This is a genomic window from Flavobacterium tructae (assembly GCF_002217475.1).
Classification (GTDB): domain Bacteria; phylum Bacteroidota; class Bacteroidia; order Flavobacteriales; family Flavobacteriaceae; genus Flavobacterium; species Flavobacterium tructae.
Genome location: NZ_MUHH01000028.1, coordinates 78,514 through 100,044 on the forward strand (window position 1 = coordinate 78,514; position 21,531 = coordinate 100,044).

Here is a 21,531-nt window from a genome sequence, read left to right on the forward strand (position 1 = left end):
ATGCTAGACTGGATTAAAAATATCAATAAAGAGTATCCTGATTTTTGGAAGGAATACTTAACGAAATTTGAAGTTAAACCAAACAGATTTGTGGTGTTATCTACAGAAACGTCAGGTTTAAATCCGAATAAAGATGTTATTTTGTCTTTAGGCGCATTTTCGGTTACGGATGACAGCATTGTAATTAAAGATAATTTTGAAGCTGTTTTGCTGCAGTACAAATTTTTGCAGGATAACGGACTTTCTAATGAGTTCATCATCGAAAGTAAAATGATGAAGATGCCGGAACCTGATGCGATAGAAGCGCTGATTAATTTTATAGGAAACTCTGTTCTGGTTGGACATCATATTAATTTTGATATCGAAATGCTGAATGCGGCATTGGAACGTCTGGATTGTGGAAGATTGAAAAATGAAGCGCTGGATATCGATATGATGTACCGAAAATTGATGGACATCAATGACAAACAGTTTTCTCTGGACGATTTAAGTGAAATATTCAAAATTCCGAAAAGCGATAGAAATTCGTCTGCAGAAGATGCGTATAAAATAGGCCTATTATTCCTGAAACTGAAATCAAGATTAGGAATTAAATAGAAAGAATGAATCAAAACCATATTAAAAAGAAGTAAGGAAATCACTGAAAAGTATTTCCTTTTTTTTTGGCTAAACATATTTCATTTATCCGAAATATAAAGGATAACTAATAAGTATTGTAAATCCGACAATCCCAAGGCTTTGGAGTTGTCGGATTTATTATTTTAAAGATTTTCTGTTAGGTGAATAGCTATCAGGCTATGTGTAGTCAAGGTTTTTTAGTTTTGTAGGCCTTCTATTTTGTTTGTTTTTCGTGCCCGCAGAAAGAAATGACGTAAATCCCCCTATTGTTGTCATTTACGTACAGTATTGCCTTTTGTAAGTAATCGCATCTTTGTCTTGTTAGTTTGATTAAAAATTAACAGAAAAAGTAAAACAAAATGACAACTATAAATTCTCATCTGACTTTCAGCGGTAATTGTCTTAAAGTAAAGACGTTCTGTAGAAAATGTCTGAACAATCAGATTATATTTCAGGCCATTGGTGAATCTCCGGGATGTTAAACTTCACCGCAAATCAAAATTAGAAATAAATATAAAGACCTTTTTAATTAACCAATTTAACAAAAATGAAAATGATATTCGTAAAAATAATAACGGTATTGGTAGCTATAGTTTCAATAGCTTTAGTAGTAGCAATGTTTACTAAAAATAAATATACTATCAGGAGAGAAATAATCATCCATAAACCCAAAGCGGAAGTTTTTGATTTTATAAAACTGAATCGAAATCAAAAATTGTACAGTAAATGGCTATTGCTGGATCCTGCTACAAAAATCGAAATAACAGGTACTGACGGAACTGCGGGTTCTGTCTTGACTTTTGAAAGCAAACACCATAAGACTGGTAAAGGAGAATGGGAAATAATAAAAGTAGAAAATAACAGAATTGATTTTGAACTTCGTTTTTTAGCGCCTTATGTATTTACGGCAAACGGGCATATGGAAACAGGAACTTTAGCTGGAAATCAAACAAAGCTTATCTGGATTTATAATAGCGGAATGAACTGGCCTAAGAATTTTATGCTTCTTTTCTTTGATATGGATAAAATAATTGGAGCTGATGTAGAAGAAAGCCTAACGAACATAAAAACGATTGTCGAGAAATAAACTACAACCTTTAAAACTACAAAATTATGTCATTTCAAGCTTATTTAACCAATATTAAAACAAAGACAGGAAAAGGCCCTGATGATTTTAAAAAACTTTCAGATGAAAAAGGATTTTCAGTCAGTGGAGAATTAAAACCTGAAGTAAAAGCAACCGAAATTGTTAGCTGGCTAAAAGCAGATTTTGATTTAGGTCACGGACATGCAATGGCTATTTATGCGCTTCTTAAAGGATTAAGGAAGTAAAAAAAAATAGATATAAAAAAAGCTGTCCATTCGACAGCTTTTTTTATTTTGTGAAGATACTAGATCCTCCCTTTTGTAATTTCGTCAACAATTTCAGGGTTTAGCAAAGTTGAAGTATCTCCAAAATTAGAAAAATCACCTTCTGCTATTTTACGTAAAATTCTACGCATAATTTTTCCTGAACGTGTTTTTGGCAAGCCTGAAACAAACTGAATTTTATCGAGTTTTGCAATTGGTCCGATGTGGTCAGAAATATATTGATTGATCTCACGGCTAAGATTAGATCGGTCTCTAACTTCTCCTGTTTCTTTTAAGATTACAAAACCATATAAGGCATTTCCTTTAATGTCATGTGGGAATCCAACGATAGCAGATTCGGCTACTGCAGGATGTTCGTTAATGGCATCTTCAATAGGAGCTGTTCCTAAGTTGTGACCGGATACAATCACAACATCATCTACTCTACCGGTAATTCTGTAATAACCAACTTCGTCTCTTAAGGCACCGTCTCCTGTAAAATATTTTCCCGGGAAAGCAGAGAAATAAGTGTCTTTGTAGCGTTGGTGGTCCCCCCAGATTGTTCTGGCGATTCCTGGCCATGGAAATTTAATACATAAACTTCCAACAACCTGATTTCCTTCAATTTCATTGCGTTTCTCATCCATCAAAACAGGTTGAATTCCCGGTAATGGCAAAGTCGCGTAGGTTGGTTTAGTTGGGGTTACAAAGGCAATTGGCGAAATCATGATTCCACCGGTTTCAGTCTGCCACCAGGTATCCACAACCGGACATCTTTTATCTCCAACGTGATCGTTGAACCAGTGCCAAGCTTCTTCGTTGATTGGCTCTCCAACTGATCCAATTACTTTAAGTGATTTTAGAGGATACTTTTGGATATAATCTAAACTTTCTTTTGCAAGTGAACGAATTGCAGTTGGTGCTGTATAAAATTGTGTGATTTTATGTTTTTCAATAATGTCCCAAAAACGGCTAAAGTCAGGATAAGAAGGAACTCCTTCAAAAATTACGGTTGTTCCTCCATTTAATAAAGGTCCGTATAAAATATAAGAGTGACCTGTAATCCAACCTATATCAGCAGTACACCAGAAAATATCATTTTCTTCGTGATTGAAAACATTCTTAAAGGTATAAGCCGCATAAACCATATATCCTGCTGTGGTATGTACCATTCCTTTTGGTTTGCCTGTAGAACCAGAGGTGTACAGAATGAATAACGGATCTTCAGCATCCATTATTTCCGCAACACTATTATCTAAGGCTTTATCTAATAGAGGCTGTAACCATTCGTCACGGCCGTCTTTCATTTTAACTTCGTTATTAGTTCTTTTTACAACTAAAACTTTAGTTACAGACGGACAAGTTTCTAATGCCTCATCAACAATTCCTTTAAGATCAATGTTTTTATTACCTCTGTATCCTCCATCAGAAGTAATAACCATTTTACATTCGCAATCAATTATTCTGGCAGACACAGCAGAAGCTGAAAACCCTGCAAAAACAACAGAATGAATGGCTCCGATTCTGGCACAGGCTAATACAGCTACAGCCAATTCCGGAATCATTGGTAAATAAATACAAACTCGGTCTCCTTTACGTACGCCTTGCTCGCGCAAAACATTCGCCATTTTTGAAACTCTTTCGTATAATTCGTTATACGTTATATGTAAAGCGCTTTCTGAGGGATCATTCGGTTCAAAAATGATAGCCGTTTTTTCTCCTCTTTTGCTTAAATGTCTGTCGATGCAATTTTTAGTGATGTTAACTTTTGCTTCTGTAAACCATTTTACTTCCGCATCAGCCATATTAAAATCAACTACTTTTTCCCATTGCTGGTACCAGGTAAAATTTTCCTCAGCTATTTTTCCCCAAAACTTTCTAGGCTCTCTAATTGACTTATTGTAATGTTTAAAATACTGTTCTAAATTTTCAATTTTATAATAACTCATACGTTTTTAGAATTTTTTTTTATAAATGTATTAAATATCAGTCTATTCTTAAAATTATTTAATTCATAAATAACAGGAAAAAAAAACAGATATTGAAAAAAATATTGCTTTTTAATAGGTATAATATAAAAAATGGCTTTTTGATGAAAAAAGACATATTTGCAAAAAAGGCACGATAAATGAATACCATGCCTTTTTAATTTTAACAATTTCAATAACAATTAATTTTGTAATTCTGTATTACAATCTTCCGCACTATTTTTGAAAATAGAAGCAACTTTATTAATTAAAATGAAACTTCAACAAGTACATTTATTCCTAAATATACCCCCTTCATTAGGGATTAGCTTCACTTAACTTACAGTCTTACCTTCAGAAGTTAAGTGAATGCAATTTGCATCTATATCCATTTTTCTTAATAAGTGCTTACTAATTCAAAAATATTACATCAAACGGAGATACAGAGCAGATTCCACAACCGTATGTGTGGTAATTCCCAATTTATTATCCAATTTTTTTCATTGCTGTCATTGATTCTCTCAACCATGCTCCTACTTCTTCGATAGGGTGTTGACGAACTTCTTTGTTTACAGCAATTAAAGTAGCATTGTCAACTCCATTTGAAGTAGAAAATGGTTTACCTATTACATTTGTTTCCACTGTTTTCATAAATTCTGTTAACAACGGCTTGCAGGCATGGTCGAATAAATAACAGCCATATTCAGCAGTATCCGAGATCACACGGTTCATTTCGAATAATTTTTTTCTTGCAATCGTGTTTGCAATCAAAGGTAATTCGTGTAATGATTCATAATAAGCTGATTCTTCTATAATTCCAGCCTCAGTCATGGTTTCGAAAGCCAATTCTACACCCGCTTTTACCATTGCAATCATCAATACTCCGTTGTCAAAATATTCCTGCTCTGAAATTGGAGCTTCTTGTGGAGCTGTTTTCTCGAAATTAGTTTCTCCTGTTGCAGCTCTCCATTTTAATAAGTTTGCATCATCATTTGCCCAATCAATCATCATGGTTCTGGAGAATTCTCCTGAGATAATGTCATCCTGATGTTTTTGGAATAACGGTCTCATAATGTCTTTTAATTCTTCAGCAATTTCGTAAGCCTCAATTTTTGCTGGGTTGGAAAGACGATCCATCATATTGGTGATACCTCCATGTTTTAAGGCTTCTGTAATTGTCTCCCATCCGTACTGAATCAATTTTGAAGCATATGCTTTGTCGATTCCTTTTTCCACCATTTTATCGAAACATAAAATAGAACCGGTTTGCAATAACCCGCAAAGAATGGTTTGTTCTCCCATTAAATCTGATTTTACTTCGGCTACGAATGATGATTTCAGAACTCCTGCTTTATGTCCTCCGGTAGCTACAGCGTAAGCTTTAGCCTGGTCTAAACCAAAACCGTTTGGATCATTCTCCGGGTGAACAGCGATAAGTGTCGGAACACCAAATCCTCTTTTGTATTCTTCGCGAACCTCAGAACCAGGGCATTTTGGTGCGCACATAATTACGGTGATGTCTTTACGGATTTGCATTCCTTCTTCCACAATATTAAATCCGTGAGAATAAGATAATGTTGCTCCGTTTTTCATTAAAGGCATTATGGCGGTAACTACAGCAGTATGTTGTTTATCAGGAGTTAAGTTACAAACTAAGTCGGCAGTTGGAATTAATTCTTCATAAGTACCTACTTTAAATCCGTTTTCAGTGGCATTTTTATAAGATGCTCTTTTCTCTGCAATTGCATCTGCACGCAACGCGTATGAAATGTCTAAACCGGAATCTCTCATGTTTAAACCCTGATTCAGACCTTGTGCTCCACAGCCTACAATGACAACCTTTTTTCCTGCCAGAGCCGAAATTCCGTCTGCAAATTCTGATTGCTCCATAAATTCGCAAACTCCTAATTGTTCTAATTGTAATCTAAGTGGTAATGTGTTGAAATAATTTGCCATTTTTTTTTAAAATATTTAATGAATGTTGTATTTAATAATTGGTTAATAGATGAAATAATCCTATTGAAATGCTTCTAACATTGTTGAAATTTCCATTTTTTCTTTTGAAACAGATATCCTTCCTGAGCGAACAAACTGCATAATGCCATAAGGTTTGAATTTGGCATACAAATCTTCGATTTCAGAACGTCTCCCCGATTTAGAAATCACGAAGAAATCGCGGGAAACTGTAACAATTGTCGACTGACTATCCTTGATGATGTTCTGAATTTGTTTTTCATCAAACAACAGGCTTGAAGCAATTTTAAATAAAGCGTTTTCCAGATAAATGGTTTCTTCATCTGTGTGATAAAATGCTTTTATAACTTCAATTTGTTTTTCGATTTGCCCAACAATATTTTTGACCCATTTCTCTGTTGTTTCCACCACAATAATGAATCTGGAAACACTTTCTATTTCTGATTCAGAAACGTTTAGGCTTAATATATTAATGTGACGCTTTAAGAATATTCCTGATATCCTGTTTAACAATCCCACATTATTTTCTGAGTATACCGATATGGTAAATGTTCTGTTTTCCATTTGTTTTTAGTTTTTTTTGTTTCAAGTTTCAGGTTTCACGTTTTACAACTTGAAACTCAAAAAACTCGAAACATGAAACTTTAATTTTAGCTTAATCTAATTTCAGAAACACATGCTCCCGTTGGAATCATTGGGAATACGTTGTTTTCTTTTTCTACCATAACTTCTAAGAAATAAGAATCTTTTGAAGCCAGCATTTCGGCAACGGCTGCATCTAAGTCTTCTCTCTGTGTTACTTTTTTAGATTTAATGTAATATCCTTCAGCTATCGCTACAAAATTTGGATTGATCATTTTGGTAGAAGCATATCTGTTATCAAAAAATAGCTCCTGCCATTGACGTACCATTCCCAAAAATTCATTGTTTAGAATAACAATCTTTACAGGCACCTTAGTCTGAAAAATGGTTCCCAATTCTTGTATGTTCATTTGAAAACCGCCATCACCAATTATAGCTACTACTTCACGATCCGGTTTTCCCATTTTGGCTCCGATGGCTGCGGGTAGAGCAAATCCCATCGTACCTAATCCTCCTGAGGTAATGTTACTTTTGGTAGAATTGAATTTTGCATAACGGCAGGCAAACATTTGATGCTGCCCAACATCTGAGACGATAATAGCATCACCTTTTGAGTGTTTGTTTATCATTTCTATGGTTTCACCCATTGAAATTCCTTTATTATTGGTTGGATTTAATTCTTCTTTTATAACAGAATCGTACTCGATTCTCTTTAGCTCTTTAAATTCGTTATGCCATAAATCATGTGATTTTGCTTCGATTAATGGTAATAAAGCGGTTAAGGCTTCTTTTACATCTCCAAGAACAGCTATTTCTGTTTTTACATTTTTATCGATTTCGGCAGGATCAATTTCGAAGTGAATTACTTTTGCCTGTTTGGCATAAGTATTCAGGTTTCCGGTAACACGGTCGTCAAAACGCATTCCGAAAGCAATTAAAACATCACATTCGTTGGTTAGTAAGTTTGGGCCATAGTTCCCATGCATTCCCAGCATTCCCACGTTTAAGGGATGGTCTGTTGGCAAGGCTGAAAGTCCTAAAATGGTCCAGGCAGCTGGGATTCCTGATTTTTCAAGTAAAGCTTTAAATTCGGCTTCCGCTTTTCCCAGAATAATACCCTGTCCAAAAACAATAAAAGGTTTTTTAGCGCTATTGATTAAAGCAGCAGCTTCGGCCACTTTATCTAATTTTAGTTTCGGAACCGGAGTATAGCTTCTGATTCCGGTACATTTTTCATAACTAAAATCGAATTGGTCAAACTGAGCATTTTTTGTAATGTCAATCAATACGGGTCCCGGACGTCCGGAACGCGCGATGTAAAATGCTTTTGCAATAATTTCAGGGATTTCCGAAGCTTCGGTTACCTGATAATTCCATTTGGTTACCGGAGTCGAAATTCCGATGATATCCGTTTCCTGAAAAGCATCAGATCCTAACAAGTGCTTCCCTACCTGGCCTGTGATACAAACCATTGGGGTTGAGTCGATTTGGGCATCTGCAATTCCGGTAATTAAATTGGTTGCTCCCGGTCCTGAAGTTGCAATGGCTACCCCTACTTTTCCTGTAGCGCGGGCATATCCTTGTGCAGCATGTGTAGCACCTTGCTCGTGACGTACCAACACGTGATGTAACTGATCCTGAAATTTATATAATTCATCGTAAACCGGCATGATCGCTCCTCCCGGATAACCATAAAGTAAGTCTACTCCTTCTGCTAACAAACATCTTATAACGGCTTCTGCCCCTGATATTTTCATAGTATATTGTTTTTTCAATGTCAAAAATCAATTTCAAAATTCGATGGCAATGTTAAAATCAATTTCAAACTGATTCTTTGTATTTCTACTTTTTATTGCAATTGAACTTTGCTATTTTATTGATATTGTCATTGTTTTTTGAAATTGTTATTGTAAAATTATTTATCGGTAACGCAACCTGTTGAAGCGCTTGAGACTGATCTGGCGTATTTCAGTAAAACTCCTCTGTTTACTTTTAAAGGAGGCTGAATCCAACTCTCTTTACGAGCGGCGAATTCTTCGTCAGATATTTTCAGGTTGATTGTATTTTTAACAGCATCAATAGCGATTAAATCACCATCTTTTACCAGTGCAATACCACCACCATCATAAGCCTCTGGTGTAATGTGTCCTACCACAAAGCCATGTGAACCTCCGGAAAACCTGCCGTCTGTAATAAGAGCACAACTGCTTCCTAATCCTGCTCCAATAATGGCTGATGTAGGTTTTAGCATCTCAGGCATTCCCGGACCACCTTTTGGTCCACAATACCTGATGACGACTACATTACCGGGTTTAATTTTTCCGGCTTCAAGGCCTGGAATCACTTCAAACTCACCTTCAAAAACAACCGCAGGACCTTCAAAATACTCTCCTTCTTTTCCGCTGATTTTGGCAACAGCTCCTTCAGAAGCAAGATTTCCATATAAAACCTGAATGTTTCCGGTTGGTTTTAAAGCTTTTTGTATTTCATGAATTACTTGTTGTCCATCTTGTAAATCCGGAGTTGAAGCTAAGTTTTCGGCCACTGTTTTTCCGGTTACAGTTAAACAATCTCCATGAATTAGTCCTACTTTCAATAAGTATTTCATTACTGACGGAATACCTCCTGCTTCATGAATGTCTTCCATCATGTATTTACCGCTTGGTTTCATATCTGCAAGTACAGGAGTTCTGTCATTTATCGCTTGAAAATCATCAAGTGTAATTTCAATACCAACGGAATGTGCCATAGCGATCAAATGCATTACGGCATTGGTTGAACCTCCTAAAACGGCTACAATTGTAATGGCATTTTCAAAAGCTTTACGAGTCATAATGTCTCTAGGCTTAATATCTTTTTCCAATAATGTTCTAATGGCTTTACCAGCAGCAAGACATTCGTCTCTTTTCTCCTGACTTAAAGCGGGATTTGACGAACTGTATGGCAAACTCATTCCCAGGGCTTCAATTGCCGAAGACATGGTATTAGCCGTATACATTCCGCCACAGGCACCTGCTCCGGGACAAGCATTTTGAATAACTCCTTTAAAATCCTCCGGAGTAATTTCATTTTTCACTTTTTTTCCTAGGGCCTCAAAAGCTGAAACAATATTCAATGTTTCCCCTTTCCACTTTCCGGAATGGATAGATCCTCCGTATACCATCAAAGACGGACGGTTCAAACGTCCCATGGCGATCAGAGCACCAGGCATATTTTTATCGCAACCAGGAATTGCAATGATGCTGTCGTACCACTGCGCCCCCGCAACTGTTTCGATAGAATCGGCAATGACATCTCTGGAAACTAAGGAATAACGCATTCCTTCTGTACCGTTCGAAATTCCATCACTTACACCAATGGTATTAAAAATAAGTCCGACCAGATTTGCATCCCAAACACCTTTTTTAACGTCTTTTGCTAAATCATTCAGGTGCATGTTGCAGGTGTTACCATCGTACCCCATGCTCACAATACCTACCTGTGCTTTTTTCAAATCTTCTTCAGTTAAACCAATACCGTACAACATGGCTTGCGCTGCTGGTTGTGTTTGATCTTGAGTGATGGTTTTGCTGTACTTATTTAATTCCATTATTGTGTTATTTTTTTAATTTTAATTCAAAAAAAAACCTTCCAGTATTTGGAAGGTTTATAATATAGTTTTTCAATTATATTTATACCATTCCCCGTGCATATGTGATAATCACATTTACAATAATGACAGAAATAGTAATAATAATTGAGATTTGCATCTTTCTTTTTTTTAGTGAGACAAAAGTATGAAAACTTAAAGGACTAAAAAAATAAAATCTCAACATTTTACATACTTCTTGTTATTTATTCAATTTTTAACAAAAAATATTAAACAATTGTTGATTGTCCAATGTGAACGTTGTCATTATTAAAATAGAGTAAGTCGTCTTTACTGAAGATAAAATTGGATACAAAGTCCCCTACTTCGTTTGTACCGAACTTTGAATCCGGTTTTAAATCAACGGTTACGACTTTAAATTCGATTGCTTTTTCGACTGCTTTATAGATCATGGCAGCTTCTTTAAATAGACCAAAATGTTCTAATAACATCGCCGCTGATAAAATGGAAGCAATCGGATTGGCGATGTTTTTTCCTTTCGCCTGAGGATAGGAACCGTGGATTGGCTCAAACAAAGCATTCTTTTCTCCTAAAGATGCTGAGGCTAATAAACCAATGGATCCTGTTATCACACTTGCTTCATCTGATAGAATATCTCCGAATAAATTTTCGGTCAAAATCACATCAAATTGTTTTGGACTTAAAATCAATTGCATGGCTGCGTTATCTACGAACAAAAAGTCTAAAGCAACATCAGGATAACTTTGGCCTACTTTCTGAACGACTTTTCTCCATAAACGGGAAGTTTCCAAAACGTTGGCTTTGTCTACCATCGTAAGTTTTTTGCGTCGGTTTTGTGCTGATTTAAAAGCCAAATGTGCAATTCTGGTGATTTCTTCTTCTGAATATTCGCACAAATCTGAAGCGTGTGTACCTTCCTCATTTAAGGTTTTAGCTCCAAAGTATGCACCTCCGGTTAATTCTCTGAAAATAGTAAAATCAGCACCATCGATAATTTCTCTTTTTAACGGAGAAGCATCAATGAGTGATTTATAAGGTTTTATCGGACGAATGTTAGCGAACAATCCCAACTCCTTACGCAGTTTCAATAATCCTTGCTCCGGACGCACTTTCGCTGATGGATTATTATCGTATTTAGGATCTCCAATGGCTCCAAACAATACAGCATCTGTATTTAAACAAAGGTTTAATGTCTGCTCCGGCAAAGGATTTCCTGTTTTATCAATGGCAATAGCTCCCATGAGCGCCTCTTCAAAAACAAATTCATGATTGTACACCTCACCAATAGCATGTAAAGCTTTCTTGGCTTGTAAAATTACCTCTGGTCCAATCCCGTCTCCTGGTAAAACTGCTATTTTCAAATTCATAACGTCTCGTTCTTTATGTATTTAAACCCTTTTTTCTTATTCTATTCTCTTTATTCTATTCTTTATTCTAAGATCTTTACTCTATTGAACTAGTTTCTGATTAATTCTCCCTGAATTTTTGCAGCTTCGATGATTTGGTGAATATCAGCATCAATTACTTCTTTTTTAATATCGGCGAATTTCAAAAATTCGATGTATACGATATCCAGTTGCACTTTAGTAAGCTCGTAACCTACTTTTTTAGCGCGGTACGCCAATGCAGCTCTTCCGCTTCTTGCTGTCAATATAATAGAGGACTCATTTACACCTACATCCAGCGGATCCATGATTTCATAAGTGGCTCTGTTTTTAATCACTCCATCCTGATGAATTCCGGAACTGTGTGCAAAAGCATTAGCTCCTACGATGGCTTTGTTTGGCTGCACAATCATTCCCATACTTTCAGAAACTAAACGACTCATTTCGTTTAATTCTCTTGTATTGATATTGGTGTCCAGATTTAGGTAAGGATGTTGTTTGAAGATCATTACAACTTCTTCTAAAGCTGTATTTCCGGCTCTCTCCCCTATACCATTTATAGTACATTCAATTTGTCTTGCTCCGTTGATAGCTCCTGCAATGGAGTTTGCGGTAGCCATTCCTAAATCGTTGTGACAATGACAGGAAAGGGTTACGTTTTCAATACCTTTTACATTTTCTTTTAGGTATTTAATTTTTGCTCCATATTCTTCTGGCAAACAATAGCCTGTTGTATCCGGAATATTCAATACTGTTGCTCCTGATTTTATTACTTCTTCGCAAACTTTTGCAAGGAAGGCATTATCGGTTCTTCCGGCATCTTCGGCATAGAATTCTACATCTTCTACGTAGGATTTGGCATGTGCTACAGCAAATTTTGCTCTTGCAATGATGTCTTCCGGAGTTGTGTTTAGTTTATGGAGTATGTGAGATTGAGAGGTTCCGATTCCGGTATGGATTCTAGGTTTCTTAGCGTGCTTTAAGGCAGCTGCAGCAACATCAATGTCGTTTTTTACGGCTCTTGTCAGACCGCAGACAGTTGCATTTTCTACAATTTTACAAATCTCAGAAACCGATAAAAAATCGCCTGGACTTGACACTGGAAAACCTGCTTCGATAATGTCAACTCCCATTTTATCAAGTCGTTCTGCGATAACTAGTTTTTGTTTCGTATCTAACTTACATCCCGGGACCTGCTCTCCATCGCGCAAAGTGGTGTCAAAAATTTGAACTTTCTCTCTATTCATATTCATTTATTTAATGTAATTTCACATCTTGATAACAAATATATATTGTACTTTGCCGGCACGAAATTCATTTTAATGAAATTATACTGTTCATAAAACATTTTAAAGCAGGTTAATTAACTAAAAATCAATAAGTTATATTATTATATTTTACAATGGCTAACCATCAAAAAGATTTCTTATTTGTATTAATAAAATCACTTTCTAAATCCGAAAAAAGGCAGTTTAAGATTTTTGCAAGTCGTTTAGAGACGAGTTCGAATACCAAATTCATCGAATTATTTAACATTCTGGATAAGTCTGAAACGTATGATGAAAAGCTGATTCTCAAGAGTGGTATTATTAAAAAGGTTCAGCTATCTAATTTAAAATCATACTTATACAAACAGATTTTAGTGAGTATACGCTTGAATATTCCGAGTCAGAATATTCGTTATCAGTTGCGGGAACAAATTGATTTTGCCGTTATTTTATACAATAAAGGTTTGTACAAACAGAGTTTGAAGATTCTGGACAAAACAAAACAACTGGCGCTTGAGAATGACGAGAAATATATGGCGTATGAAATTGTAGAATTCGAAAAACTAATCGAATCGCAATACATTACCCGAAGTATTCAGGGACGTGCCGACGAATTAGTGATTCAGGCCAAAGAACTGAATTATCGCAATACCATTTCAAGTAAATTATCGAATTTATCGTTGCAGTTGTACGGAATCATGCTAAAAACCGGCTATGTAAAAAGCGACGAAGAGTACAAATACATTGACGATTACTTCAATAAGCATATTTCAAAATTAGACGAAAGTAAGTTTGGTTTTAGGGAAAAGTATTGGTTTTACAATGCTAATCTTTGGCGTAGTTTTCTGGTTCAGGACTTCTTAGCGAGTTATAAATATGCCTACAAATGGGTGAGATTGTTTTATGATAATCCTAATATGATTTACCTGAACCCGGTTTTTTTCTTAAAGGGGAATCATTATTTTCTGGAGTCGTTGTATATGTTGAAATACAAGTCGAATTTCAAAAAATACCTGACGCTTTTAGAAGAAACCATTGCCGATCCAAGGTTTCCGGTAAATGATAATATTGCATCGCTTTCTTTTCTGTACGTTTATAATAATAAGTTGAACCTTCACATACTGGAAGGAACTTTTGCTGAAAGTGAATATCTTATTCCGGAGATTCTGCAGAAAATAAAACTTCACAGCGAACATCTTGATGAGCATCACGAGATGTTGTTTTACTATAAAATTGCCTCTATTTATTTTGGTACTGAAAAGTACAATGAATCGATTAATTATTTGGATAAGATCATCAACAATAAAAATCTGTCGATGCGTGAAGATTTAATGTGCTTTGCAAGACTTTTGTCTTTGATTGCACATTACGAATTGGGTAAGGATTATTATTTGGAAAATCATTTGAAGAACACGTATAAGTTCCTCTTAAAAATGAATGATTTACATGAGGTTCAGAAAGAGATTATCAAGTTTATGAAAAACCTGAATAACTTCTACCCTGCCGATATTAAAAAGGAGTTTATCAAAATGAGAGCTCGCTTTATCGAACTGGAGAAGAATACTTATGAGAAAAGAGCCTTTTTATACCTTGATATTATTTCATGGCTGGAAAGTAAAATCGACAACAAAAAGATCGCCGATATTATTAAAGAAAAGGCGAAGTTGAATAGTCGATAATAATTAGATGATTAGTCAATTTGATAATCATTTTATACTGACAAACTGGATAGGTTCTTAAAACTTATCCGCTTAATTTTAATTAGACACAAAAAATCCCAAATACCTTTAGATTGGAATTTGGGATTTTTTATTGAAATTTATCAATCTTTTATTCGACTATATTCGAAGTTGTTACATAGAAATCTTTATCTACTTCGACCTTTCTGTCTTCATTAGTAGTTTTTTCAGACTGCCATTCGGTTGTTGGTTTTAACCATGTTTCCACTCCGTTTAATTTTACTCTTACGGGCATATCAAATTTAGAAACGCAATTGGTCCAGTGGTAACCGAAAGTTCCGTTTTTAAACATGTACTCAAAAACCGGGATTTTTGTTGTGGTTAAATATTGAGCAAATACTCTATTAAAATTAATTCCGGATTGTGTGTTGATATAATCCTCGATTTGCTTGCTTGTCACAGTTTGGTGATAGAAAGTCTTATTTAAACCTCTTAAAATCGATTTCCATTTGGCATCATCATTTATAATCTGACGCATCATGTGCAGCATGTTGGCTCCTTTTGGATACATATCACCTGATCCCTCGTTGTTTACGTCATAATTACCAATGATAGGTTTGTCGTTCTGAATCCCTTTACGGCATCCAATTACGTACTCTGCAGCGGCATCTTTTCCGTAGTAGTACTCCAGGAAAAGACTTTCAGAGTAATTAGTAAAGCTCTCGTGAATCCACATATCCGCAATATCCTTGTACGTGATATTGTTGGCAAACCATTCGTGACCTGATTCATGGATAATGATAAAATCAAATTTTAATCCCCAGCCTGTTCCGCTTAAATCACGTCCTAAATAACCATTTTTATAGCCATTCCCGTAAGTCACGCTGCTTTGGTGTTCCATTCCCAGATAGGGTACTTCGACCAATTTGTAACTGTCTTCATAAAAAGGATAAGGTCCAAACCAGTTTTCAAAAGCTTTTAGCATTTTTGGTACATCTTTGAACTGTTCCTTTGCCAAAGCAAGATTGTCTCTTAAAACATAATAGTTACAATCTAAATCTCCTTTTTCGCCTTTGTATACTTCTGAGAAATTAACATAATCGCCGATATTGATGTTTACACCGTAGTTGTTGATGGGATTTGAAACATACCAGTTGAAGGTTTTAGTTCCATCCTTTTCCTTTTTAACGCTTTTTAATCTTCCGTTCGAAACCTCAGTAAGGTCACCGGGAACGTTTACGCTGATCAACATGTTTTCGACTTCATCATACATATGATCTTTGTTTGGCCACCATACACTTGCTCCCAGTCCCTGACAGGATGAAGCGATAAAATCTTTACCATTTTTGTCCTTTTTCCAGCTGATTCCGCCGTCCCAAGGTGCCTTCACGGCTTCTCTTGGTTTTCCAGTAAAACTTACTACCACTTCTTTGGTATCGCCCACTTTTTGCTTTTCAGTCAGCGTAATAAAAAAGGCATTTCCGTCTCTTTTAAACTGTAATTCTTTTCCATCCTGTGTTACTTTCGTAATTTGCATTGGTTCCTGCAAATCAATCTGCATCTTATCGTATGGGGTTAAAACAGTATAACGGATTGTATTTGAACCTGAAATTGTTCTCTCTTTTGGACTCACTTTTATATCAAGATGATAGTATTTTAAATCCCACCAGGCTCTTTCTTTTGTGATGCTTCCGCGTAAAGTGTCCTGATGTGTAAAAATAGTTTCTGACTTATTCAAAAGTCCTTGTGCATTGGCAGTAAAGCCAAATAGAAAGGCGATACAAACGCCACCGAAGTATTTTTTCATATGAAACAGATATTTTCTTTTAGTCGAAATTAAGAAGGCTTTTTGAGCCGTTTACACTTCAACAAATGTAAACATTCGAATCAAGTTTTGACTGATTTAATAGAGAGGATTCTAGAAATTAATGTTAAAATTCGTTTATTCTTCTGTATTTTAGCCAATCAAATTCATATACGCTATTTATGAGAATTCTTAAAATTGCTATCCTACTCTGTTTGATGTGCTCGATCACAACTTATTCGCAAAATATTCTTATTCCAAGAACAATTCAAAAAGTAACTATTGATGGCAATTTATCAGATTGGAAGACTCCTTTTCTGGGACCATTTGTGATTCATGATTCTGGAAAAAAGGCGACCCAGGATACGTATGTTTCTTTTGCATGGGATAATGATAACCTATATATTGCCTATCGTTCGATTGATTCTAAAATTATGGGTAAGACACAGCAAAAAGACACTGAAATTTTTAATACTGATGATTTGGTTGAAATTTTTATTGATGCAGACGGTAATGGGGAAAACTATCTCGAAATTGGCGTGAACGCCTATTCTTCTTATTATGATTTACTGTTAAAGTGTATCTCACCAGCTTGTGGCGGATGGAACATGAATATAGCGTTTGATGTTTTGGGATTGGAAACACAAAGCAAAATAACAAACGAAGGATTCAATACTGAAATTAAAATTCCTTTCTCAAGTCTGAATACGATTAAAAACGGTAATTTTTCAACACCAAAAGTGGGAACTAAGTGGCGAGGAAATACTTTTAGAATTGATTACGGTAATACCACTGAATACCTTGCTTTACAAGATTATAAAAGTTCTAAATTTGGTTTTCATCAACCACAGGCGTTTGCAGTTTTTGAGTTTGTAGAGTAACTGTCGGCTAATTTGTTTCAGGTTTCAAGTTTCAGGTTACCCCACACAACTTGAAACTTGAAACCTGAAACTTGAAACTAAACTTTTTACTTCTGACGCTTTTTCAGAACATCAACAACATCATTAAGCTGATAGCCTTTGGCTTGCAATAAGATTAGGTAATGAAAAAGCAAATCAGCACTTTCGCTAAGAAATAAATCATCATTATCATCTTTAGCTTCGATAACTACTTCTACTGCCTCTTCACCCACTTTTTGGGCAATTTTATTAATTCCTTTTTCGAATAGTGAAGCGACGTAGCTTTTCTCAGAATCAGCATTTTCCCTGCGAGTTTTGATGGTGTTTTCTAAGGTGGAAATAAAACCGTAGTTTTCTTTGTTTTCTTCCTGCCAGCAGGTGTCTGCTCCTGTGTGACAGGTTGGTCCTACAGGGATTGCCTGGATTAAAAGTGTATCTCCATCGCAGTCATTTTTGATGCTTACCAGGTTTAAAAAGTTACCGCTCTCCTCGCCTTTTGTCCACAATCTTTGTTTGGATCGGCTGAAAAAGGTTACTTTTTGAGTTTCCATTGTTTTTTGAAGGGATTCTTCGTTCATATATCCCAGCATCAGTACATTCCTGGTTTCTGCATCCTGAATGATTGCCGGAATTAATCCGTGTGCACTTTTTATATCTACGTTCATAGTTATTTTAGATTTTAGAGTTCAGATTCTAGATTGCTGAATTCTTTTTGTTTTTTAATTATATCGTACTCTTTTTATTCTAGACTTTAGAGTTCAGATTGTAGATTACCAGAATATTTTTTTTTTTAGTCTATTCTCTTTGTTCTATTTTCTTTACTCTAAACCCTAACTTCAATCCCATTATTTCTAAGCTCTTCTTTCAATGCTTTTATTTGAATCTCTTTAAAGTGAAAAACACTCGCGGCTAAGGCGGCATCGGCTTTACCTTCCTTAAATGAGTCTACAAAATGCTGAATATTTCCTGCACCACCCGAAGCAATTATCGGAATATTAACGAGTGCTGAAAGTTTAGCGAGTGCCTCATTCGCAAATCCGTTTTTAGTGCCGTCATTGTCCATCGAAGTAAATAATATCTCTCCTGCTCCACGTTCTGCCACTTCAACTGCCCAATCGAATAAATTGAGTTCGGTTGGTACTTTTCCTCCTACCAAATGTACGATCCATTGTCCGTTAATTTGTTTGGCATCTATAGCGACGACCACACACTGACTTCCAAATTTCTGAGCCAATTCATTAATTAGCTGTGGATTCTTGACTGCCGAGGAATTGATCGAAACTTTATCTGCGCCATTGTTCAGTAAAATTTCAACATCTTCAACGCTCGAAATTCCACCTCCGACAGTAAATGGAATATTGATCTTCTCTGCGACATTTCGAACCATATTAACAAGCGTTTTACGGCGTTCTTCAGTGGCTGAAATATCCAGAAAAACCAGTTCATCGGCACCTTCTGCTGAATACAGTTCTGCCAACTCAACCGGATCCCCTGCATCCCGGAGATCAACGAAATTAACCCCTTTTACGGTTCTCCCATTTTTTATATCTAAACAGGGTATGATTCTTTTTGCTAACATTTTTTTTAATTTGTTAATTAGGGAATTAGAAAATGAGATAATTTTTTACGATTGTTTCTGAGTTATCAAATTATCTAATTTTCTCATTTTCCAATTATCTCATTATTTAATTACCTTATTTTCTTATTATAAAATTCTCCAATTGTTTCAAAGAAATTCTTCCTTCATAAATAGCTTTTCCGATGATTGTTCCTTCACAACCCAGTTCGGCTAGTTTAGGCAATTCGTCAAACGTTGAAATTCCGCCTGATGCGATCAATTTTACACCAACAGCTTCGCTTAGTATTTTTTGATACAAATCAAAACTTGGGCCTTCTAACATTCCATCTTTTGCAATATCTGTACAAATAACGTATTGAATTCCTTTATTTTGATACTCCTGAATGAACGGAATCAGATCTTCGTCTGAATTTTCTAACCAGCCTGAAACGGCAATTTTTTCGTCTTTGGCGTCAGCGCCTAGTATAATTTTCCCGGAACCATATTGAGAGATCCATTTTTGGAATATTTCTTTATTTTTTACAGCAATACTTCCACCTGTAATTTGGTTTGCCCCACTTTCAAAGGCAATTCTTAAATCCTCATCTGATTTTAAACCGCCTCCAAAATCAATTTGTAAGCTCGTTTGTGTCGCAATTTGCTCTAAGATTTTGTAATTGACAATTTTACTTGACTTGGCACCGTCTAAATCGACTAAATGCAGGTATTCGATTCCGTGAGCTTCAAATGATTTGGCAACTTCGAGAGGATTTTCATTGTAAATTATTTTAGTGTCATAATCGCCTTTCGATAAGCGAACACATTTTCCGTCTATAATATCTATGGCGGGTATTATTCTCATTTTGTTTATTTTATTAAAAGATTTAAAATTGAATAATTTAAAGATTTAGTTCCATTTTTTAATCTTTGGATTATTCAATCATTTAATTTCAAAAAATTCTCTAATATTTTCTCCCCAACATCACCACTCTTTTCAGGGTGAAATTGCGTTCCATAAAAATTATCTTTTTGTAATGCCGATGCGTACTCTACATCATAGTTTGTTGTTGCGATCATATATTGGCAATTTGGTGCGTAGAAACTGTGTACCAGGTACATAAATTCATTTTCGGCAATGTCTTTGAACAGATCCGATTTTAGATTATAAATCTGATTCCACCCCATTTGTGGTACTTTTACATTAGATGTAAATTTTATGACATCTACGTCAAAAATTCCCAAACCTCCCGTGTTCCCTTCTTCAGTTGCATTACACATTAATTGCATTCCGAGGCAAATTCCTAAAACAGGCTGCTTTAAGTTCGGAATCAAACGATCCAAACCGCTTTCTTTCAGTTTGGTCATTGCTGAACTTGCTTCTCCTACTCCCGGAAAAATTACTTTGTCGGCCTTTTGAATTTCATCAGGGTTATTGCTCAAAACCGCTTTAAAACCGAGTCTTTCTACTGCAAACATGATGCTTTGAATATTTCCTGCGCCGTAGTTTATGATTACTATTTTCATTAATAAAAGCTTTATGCTTTAGGCCTTAAGCTTTAGGCTTATTACCTATTGCTTATAGCTTATAGCGTTTTACAACATTCCCTTTGTTGAGGGTAAAATCATTTTCTCCGTATCTCTTTTCACTGCCACTTTTATCGCTTTTGCGAAAGCTTTAAAAATTGCCTCGATTTTGTGGTGCTCATTGGTTCCTTCAGCTTTGATGTTGATGTTTGCTTTTGCACCATCTGAAAATGATTTAAAGAAGTGAAAAAACATTTCTGTTGGCATTTTACCGACCATTTCGCGCTTGAATTCGGTTTCCCAAACCAGCCAGTTTCTTCCTCCAAAGTCGATTGCGACCTGTGCCAGACAATCGTCCATAGGCAAACAAAAGCCATAGCGTTCGATTCCCAGTTTATTTCCCAGTGCTTTGGCGAAAACTTCTCCCAAAGCAATTGCGGTGTCTTCAATGGTGTGGTGTTCATCCACTTCCAAATCACCTTTCACCAGTATTTCTAAATCCATTTGTCCGTGACGGGAAATTTGATCTAACATGTGGTCAAAAAATGCAATTCCGGTTTCAATTTTACTTTTTCCCGTTCCATCCAGATTCAAATTAATAAAAATGTCTGTTTCATTCGTTTTACGAGTAATCGAGGCTGAACGTGCTTCTAGCTTTAAAAACTCATAGATCGTTTTCCAATTCATTGTCTGAAGCACAATCGTTTGGTCTAATTCTTCCCGTTTAGAAGAAATTTCATTGCTCCCGATTCCGTCATTATCATTGATAAAAATAGCCTTCGCTCCCAGATTTTTAGCTAATTCAACATCCGTCAAACGATCTCCTAAAACAAAAGAATTTTCTAAATCATATTCCGGGTTATCGATGTATTGTGTAAGCATCCCGGTTCTTGGCTTTCTTGTTGGGGTATTATCTTCCGGAAAAGATCTGTCGATGAAGACAGCATCAAATTTAATTCCTTCATTCTCAAATGCTTTTAAGATAAAATTTTGCGTTGGCCAAAACGTTTCTTCCGGAAAACTATCTGTTCCCAGACCGTCCTGATTGGTAACCATTACCAATTCGTAATCTAGTTCGTTGGCAATTTTAGCTAAGTATTGAAAAGCTTTTGGATAAAATTCTACTTTCTCCAAAGCATCTAGTTGGTAATTTTCAGGTTCTAAAACAATCGTTCCGTCACGATCGATAAAAAGTACTTTTTTCATAGTTTATATTTTTGTTTTGCCACAGATTATATAGATTATAATGATTTTTTTATTCCTTGTGTTTAATTTTTCGCCACGAATTCACAAATTAAAACGAATTGAATTAG

18 protein-coding genes are annotated in these 21,531 nt (G+C 35.7%); 5 read left to right on the forward strand and 13 right to left on the reverse strand.

Translation table 11 applies throughout. The features are described 5' to 3' along the window. The 3 genes from B0A80_RS13445 to B0A80_RS13455 all read left to right on the forward strand — a co-directional run bounded on the left by B0A80_RS13445 (nt 1) and on the right by B0A80_RS13455 (nt 1,950). Complete coding sequence (locus B0A80_RS13445; protein ID WP_017497471.1) at nt 1-597, forward strand: 3'-5' exonuclease; 597 nt, start codon at nt 1-3, stop codon at nt 595-597. Between the two features lie 568 nt (nt 598-1,165). Continuing rightward, nucleotides 1,166-1,705, forward strand: a complete 540-nt coding sequence (locus B0A80_RS13450) for an SRPBCC family protein (protein ID WP_089077603.1) — start codon at nt 1,166-1,168, stop codon at nt 1,703-1,705. A gap of 26 nt (nt 1,706-1,731) precedes the next feature. After that, nucleotides 1,732-1,950, forward strand: coding sequence for a DUF4287 domain-containing protein (locus tag B0A80_RS13455; protein WP_089077604.1), 219 nt, complete (start codon nt 1,732-1,734; stop codon nt 1,948-1,950). Between the two features lie 59 nt (nt 1,951-2,009). Here the strand turns inward: B0A80_RS13455 and acs are convergent, their stop codons facing one another. The 7 genes from acs to B0A80_RS13490 form a co-directional block, all read right to left on the reverse strand. Then, nucleotides 2,010-3,917 (reverse strand): acetate--CoA ligase, encoded by a 1,908-nt coding sequence (gene acs, locus B0A80_RS13460; protein WP_089077605.1) that lies wholly within the window; start codon nt 3,915-3,917, stop codon nt 2,010-2,012. A gap of 504 nt (nt 3,918-4,421) precedes the next feature. Continuing rightward, nucleotides 4,422-5,891 carry a ketol-acid reductoisomerase gene (gene ilvC, locus B0A80_RS13465; protein WP_089077606.1) on the reverse strand — a complete coding sequence of 490 codons (1,470 nt, stop codon included), beginning with the start codon at nt 5,889-5,891 and terminating at the stop codon, nt 4,422-4,424. A 60-nt stretch (nt 5,892-5,951) separates the two neighbouring features. Beyond that, nucleotides 5,952-6,473 carry an acetolactate synthase small subunit gene (gene ilvN, locus B0A80_RS13470; RefSeq protein WP_026110090.1) on the reverse strand — a complete coding sequence of 174 codons (522 nt, stop codon included), beginning with the start codon at nt 6,471-6,473 and terminating at the stop codon, nt 5,952-5,954. Between the two features lie 86 nt (nt 6,474-6,559). Then, nucleotides 6,560-8,248: a biosynthetic-type acetolactate synthase large subunit gene (gene ilvB / locus B0A80_RS13475; RefSeq protein WP_017497477.1), complete on the reverse strand. Its 1,689-nt coding sequence runs from the start codon at nt 8,246-8,248 to the stop codon at nt 6,560-6,562. A gap of 158 nt (nt 8,249-8,406) precedes the next feature. Further along, on the reverse strand, nt 8,407-10,080 hold the full coding sequence (gene ilvD / locus B0A80_RS13480) for a dihydroxy-acid dehydratase (RefSeq protein WP_017497478.1): 1,674 nt from the start codon (nt 10,078-10,080) through the stop codon (nt 8,407-8,409). 269 nt (nt 10,081-10,349) lie between these two features. Further along, entirely contained in the window at nt 10,350-11,468 is a 1,119-nt protein-coding gene (leuB, locus tag B0A80_RS13485) for a 3-isopropylmalate dehydrogenase (RefSeq protein WP_089077607.1), read from the reverse strand. Nucleotides 11,469-11,557: 89 nt separating this feature from the next. After that, nucleotides 11,558-12,733: a 2-isopropylmalate synthase gene (locus tag B0A80_RS13490; RefSeq protein WP_089077608.1), complete on the reverse strand. Its 1,176-nt coding sequence runs from the start codon at nt 12,731-12,733 to the stop codon at nt 11,558-11,560. A gap of 155 nt (nt 12,734-12,888) precedes the next feature. Here B0A80_RS13490 and B0A80_RS13495 point away from each other — a divergent pair, with 155 nt between their 5' ends. Then, a complete protein-coding gene (locus tag B0A80_RS13495) occupies nt 12,889-14,433 on the forward strand; it encodes a hypothetical protein (protein ID WP_017497481.1) in 1,545 nt (514 codons plus the stop codon). A gap of 151 nt (nt 14,434-14,584) precedes the next feature. Here the strand turns inward: B0A80_RS13495 and B0A80_RS13500 are convergent, their stop codons facing one another. Beyond that, a complete protein-coding gene (locus tag B0A80_RS13500) occupies nt 14,585-16,240 on the reverse strand; it encodes a M1 family metallopeptidase (protein ID WP_089077609.1) in 1,656 nt (551 codons plus the stop codon). A gap of 179 nt (nt 16,241-16,419) precedes the next feature. Here B0A80_RS13500 and B0A80_RS13505 point away from each other — a divergent pair, with 179 nt between their 5' ends. Further along, nucleotides 16,420-17,118, forward strand: coding sequence for a carbohydrate-binding family 9-like protein (locus B0A80_RS13505; protein ID WP_089077610.1), 699 nt, complete (start codon nt 16,420-16,422; stop codon nt 17,116-17,118). Between the two features lie 86 nt (nt 17,119-17,204). Here the strand turns inward: B0A80_RS13505 and hisIE are convergent, their stop codons facing one another. The 5 genes from hisIE to hisB form a co-directional block, all read right to left on the reverse strand. Continuing rightward, entirely contained in the window at nt 17,205-17,807 is a 603-nt protein-coding gene (gene hisIE / locus B0A80_RS13510) for a bifunctional phosphoribosyl-AMP cyclohydrolase/phosphoribosyl-ATP diphosphatase HisIE (RefSeq protein ID WP_317048188.1), read from the reverse strand. A gap of 152 nt (nt 17,808-17,959) precedes the next feature. Continuing rightward, on the reverse strand, nt 17,960-18,715 hold the full coding sequence (gene hisF, locus B0A80_RS13515) for an imidazole glycerol phosphate synthase subunit HisF (RefSeq protein WP_089077612.1): 756 nt from the start codon (nt 18,713-18,715) through the stop codon (nt 17,960-17,962). A gap of 115 nt (nt 18,716-18,830) precedes the next feature. Continuing rightward, complete coding sequence (hisA, locus tag B0A80_RS13520) at nt 18,831-19,556, reverse strand: 1-(5-phosphoribosyl)-5-[(5-phosphoribosylamino)methylideneamino]imidazole-4-carboxamide isomerase (protein ID WP_089077613.1); 726 nt, start codon at nt 19,554-19,556, stop codon at nt 18,831-18,833. 74 nt (nt 19,557-19,630) lie between these two features. After that, nucleotides 19,631-20,218, reverse strand: a complete 588-nt coding sequence (gene hisH / locus B0A80_RS13525; RefSeq protein ID WP_089077614.1) for an imidazole glycerol phosphate synthase subunit HisH — start codon at nt 20,216-20,218, stop codon at nt 19,631-19,633. Between the two features lie 69 nt (nt 20,219-20,287). Next, on the reverse strand, nt 20,288-21,424 hold the full coding sequence (gene hisB, locus B0A80_RS13530; RefSeq protein WP_089077615.1) for a bifunctional histidinol-phosphatase/imidazoleglycerol-phosphate dehydratase HisB: 1,137 nt from the start codon (nt 21,422-21,424) through the stop codon (nt 20,288-20,290). Nucleotides 21,425-21,531 lie beyond the last annotated feature (107 nt).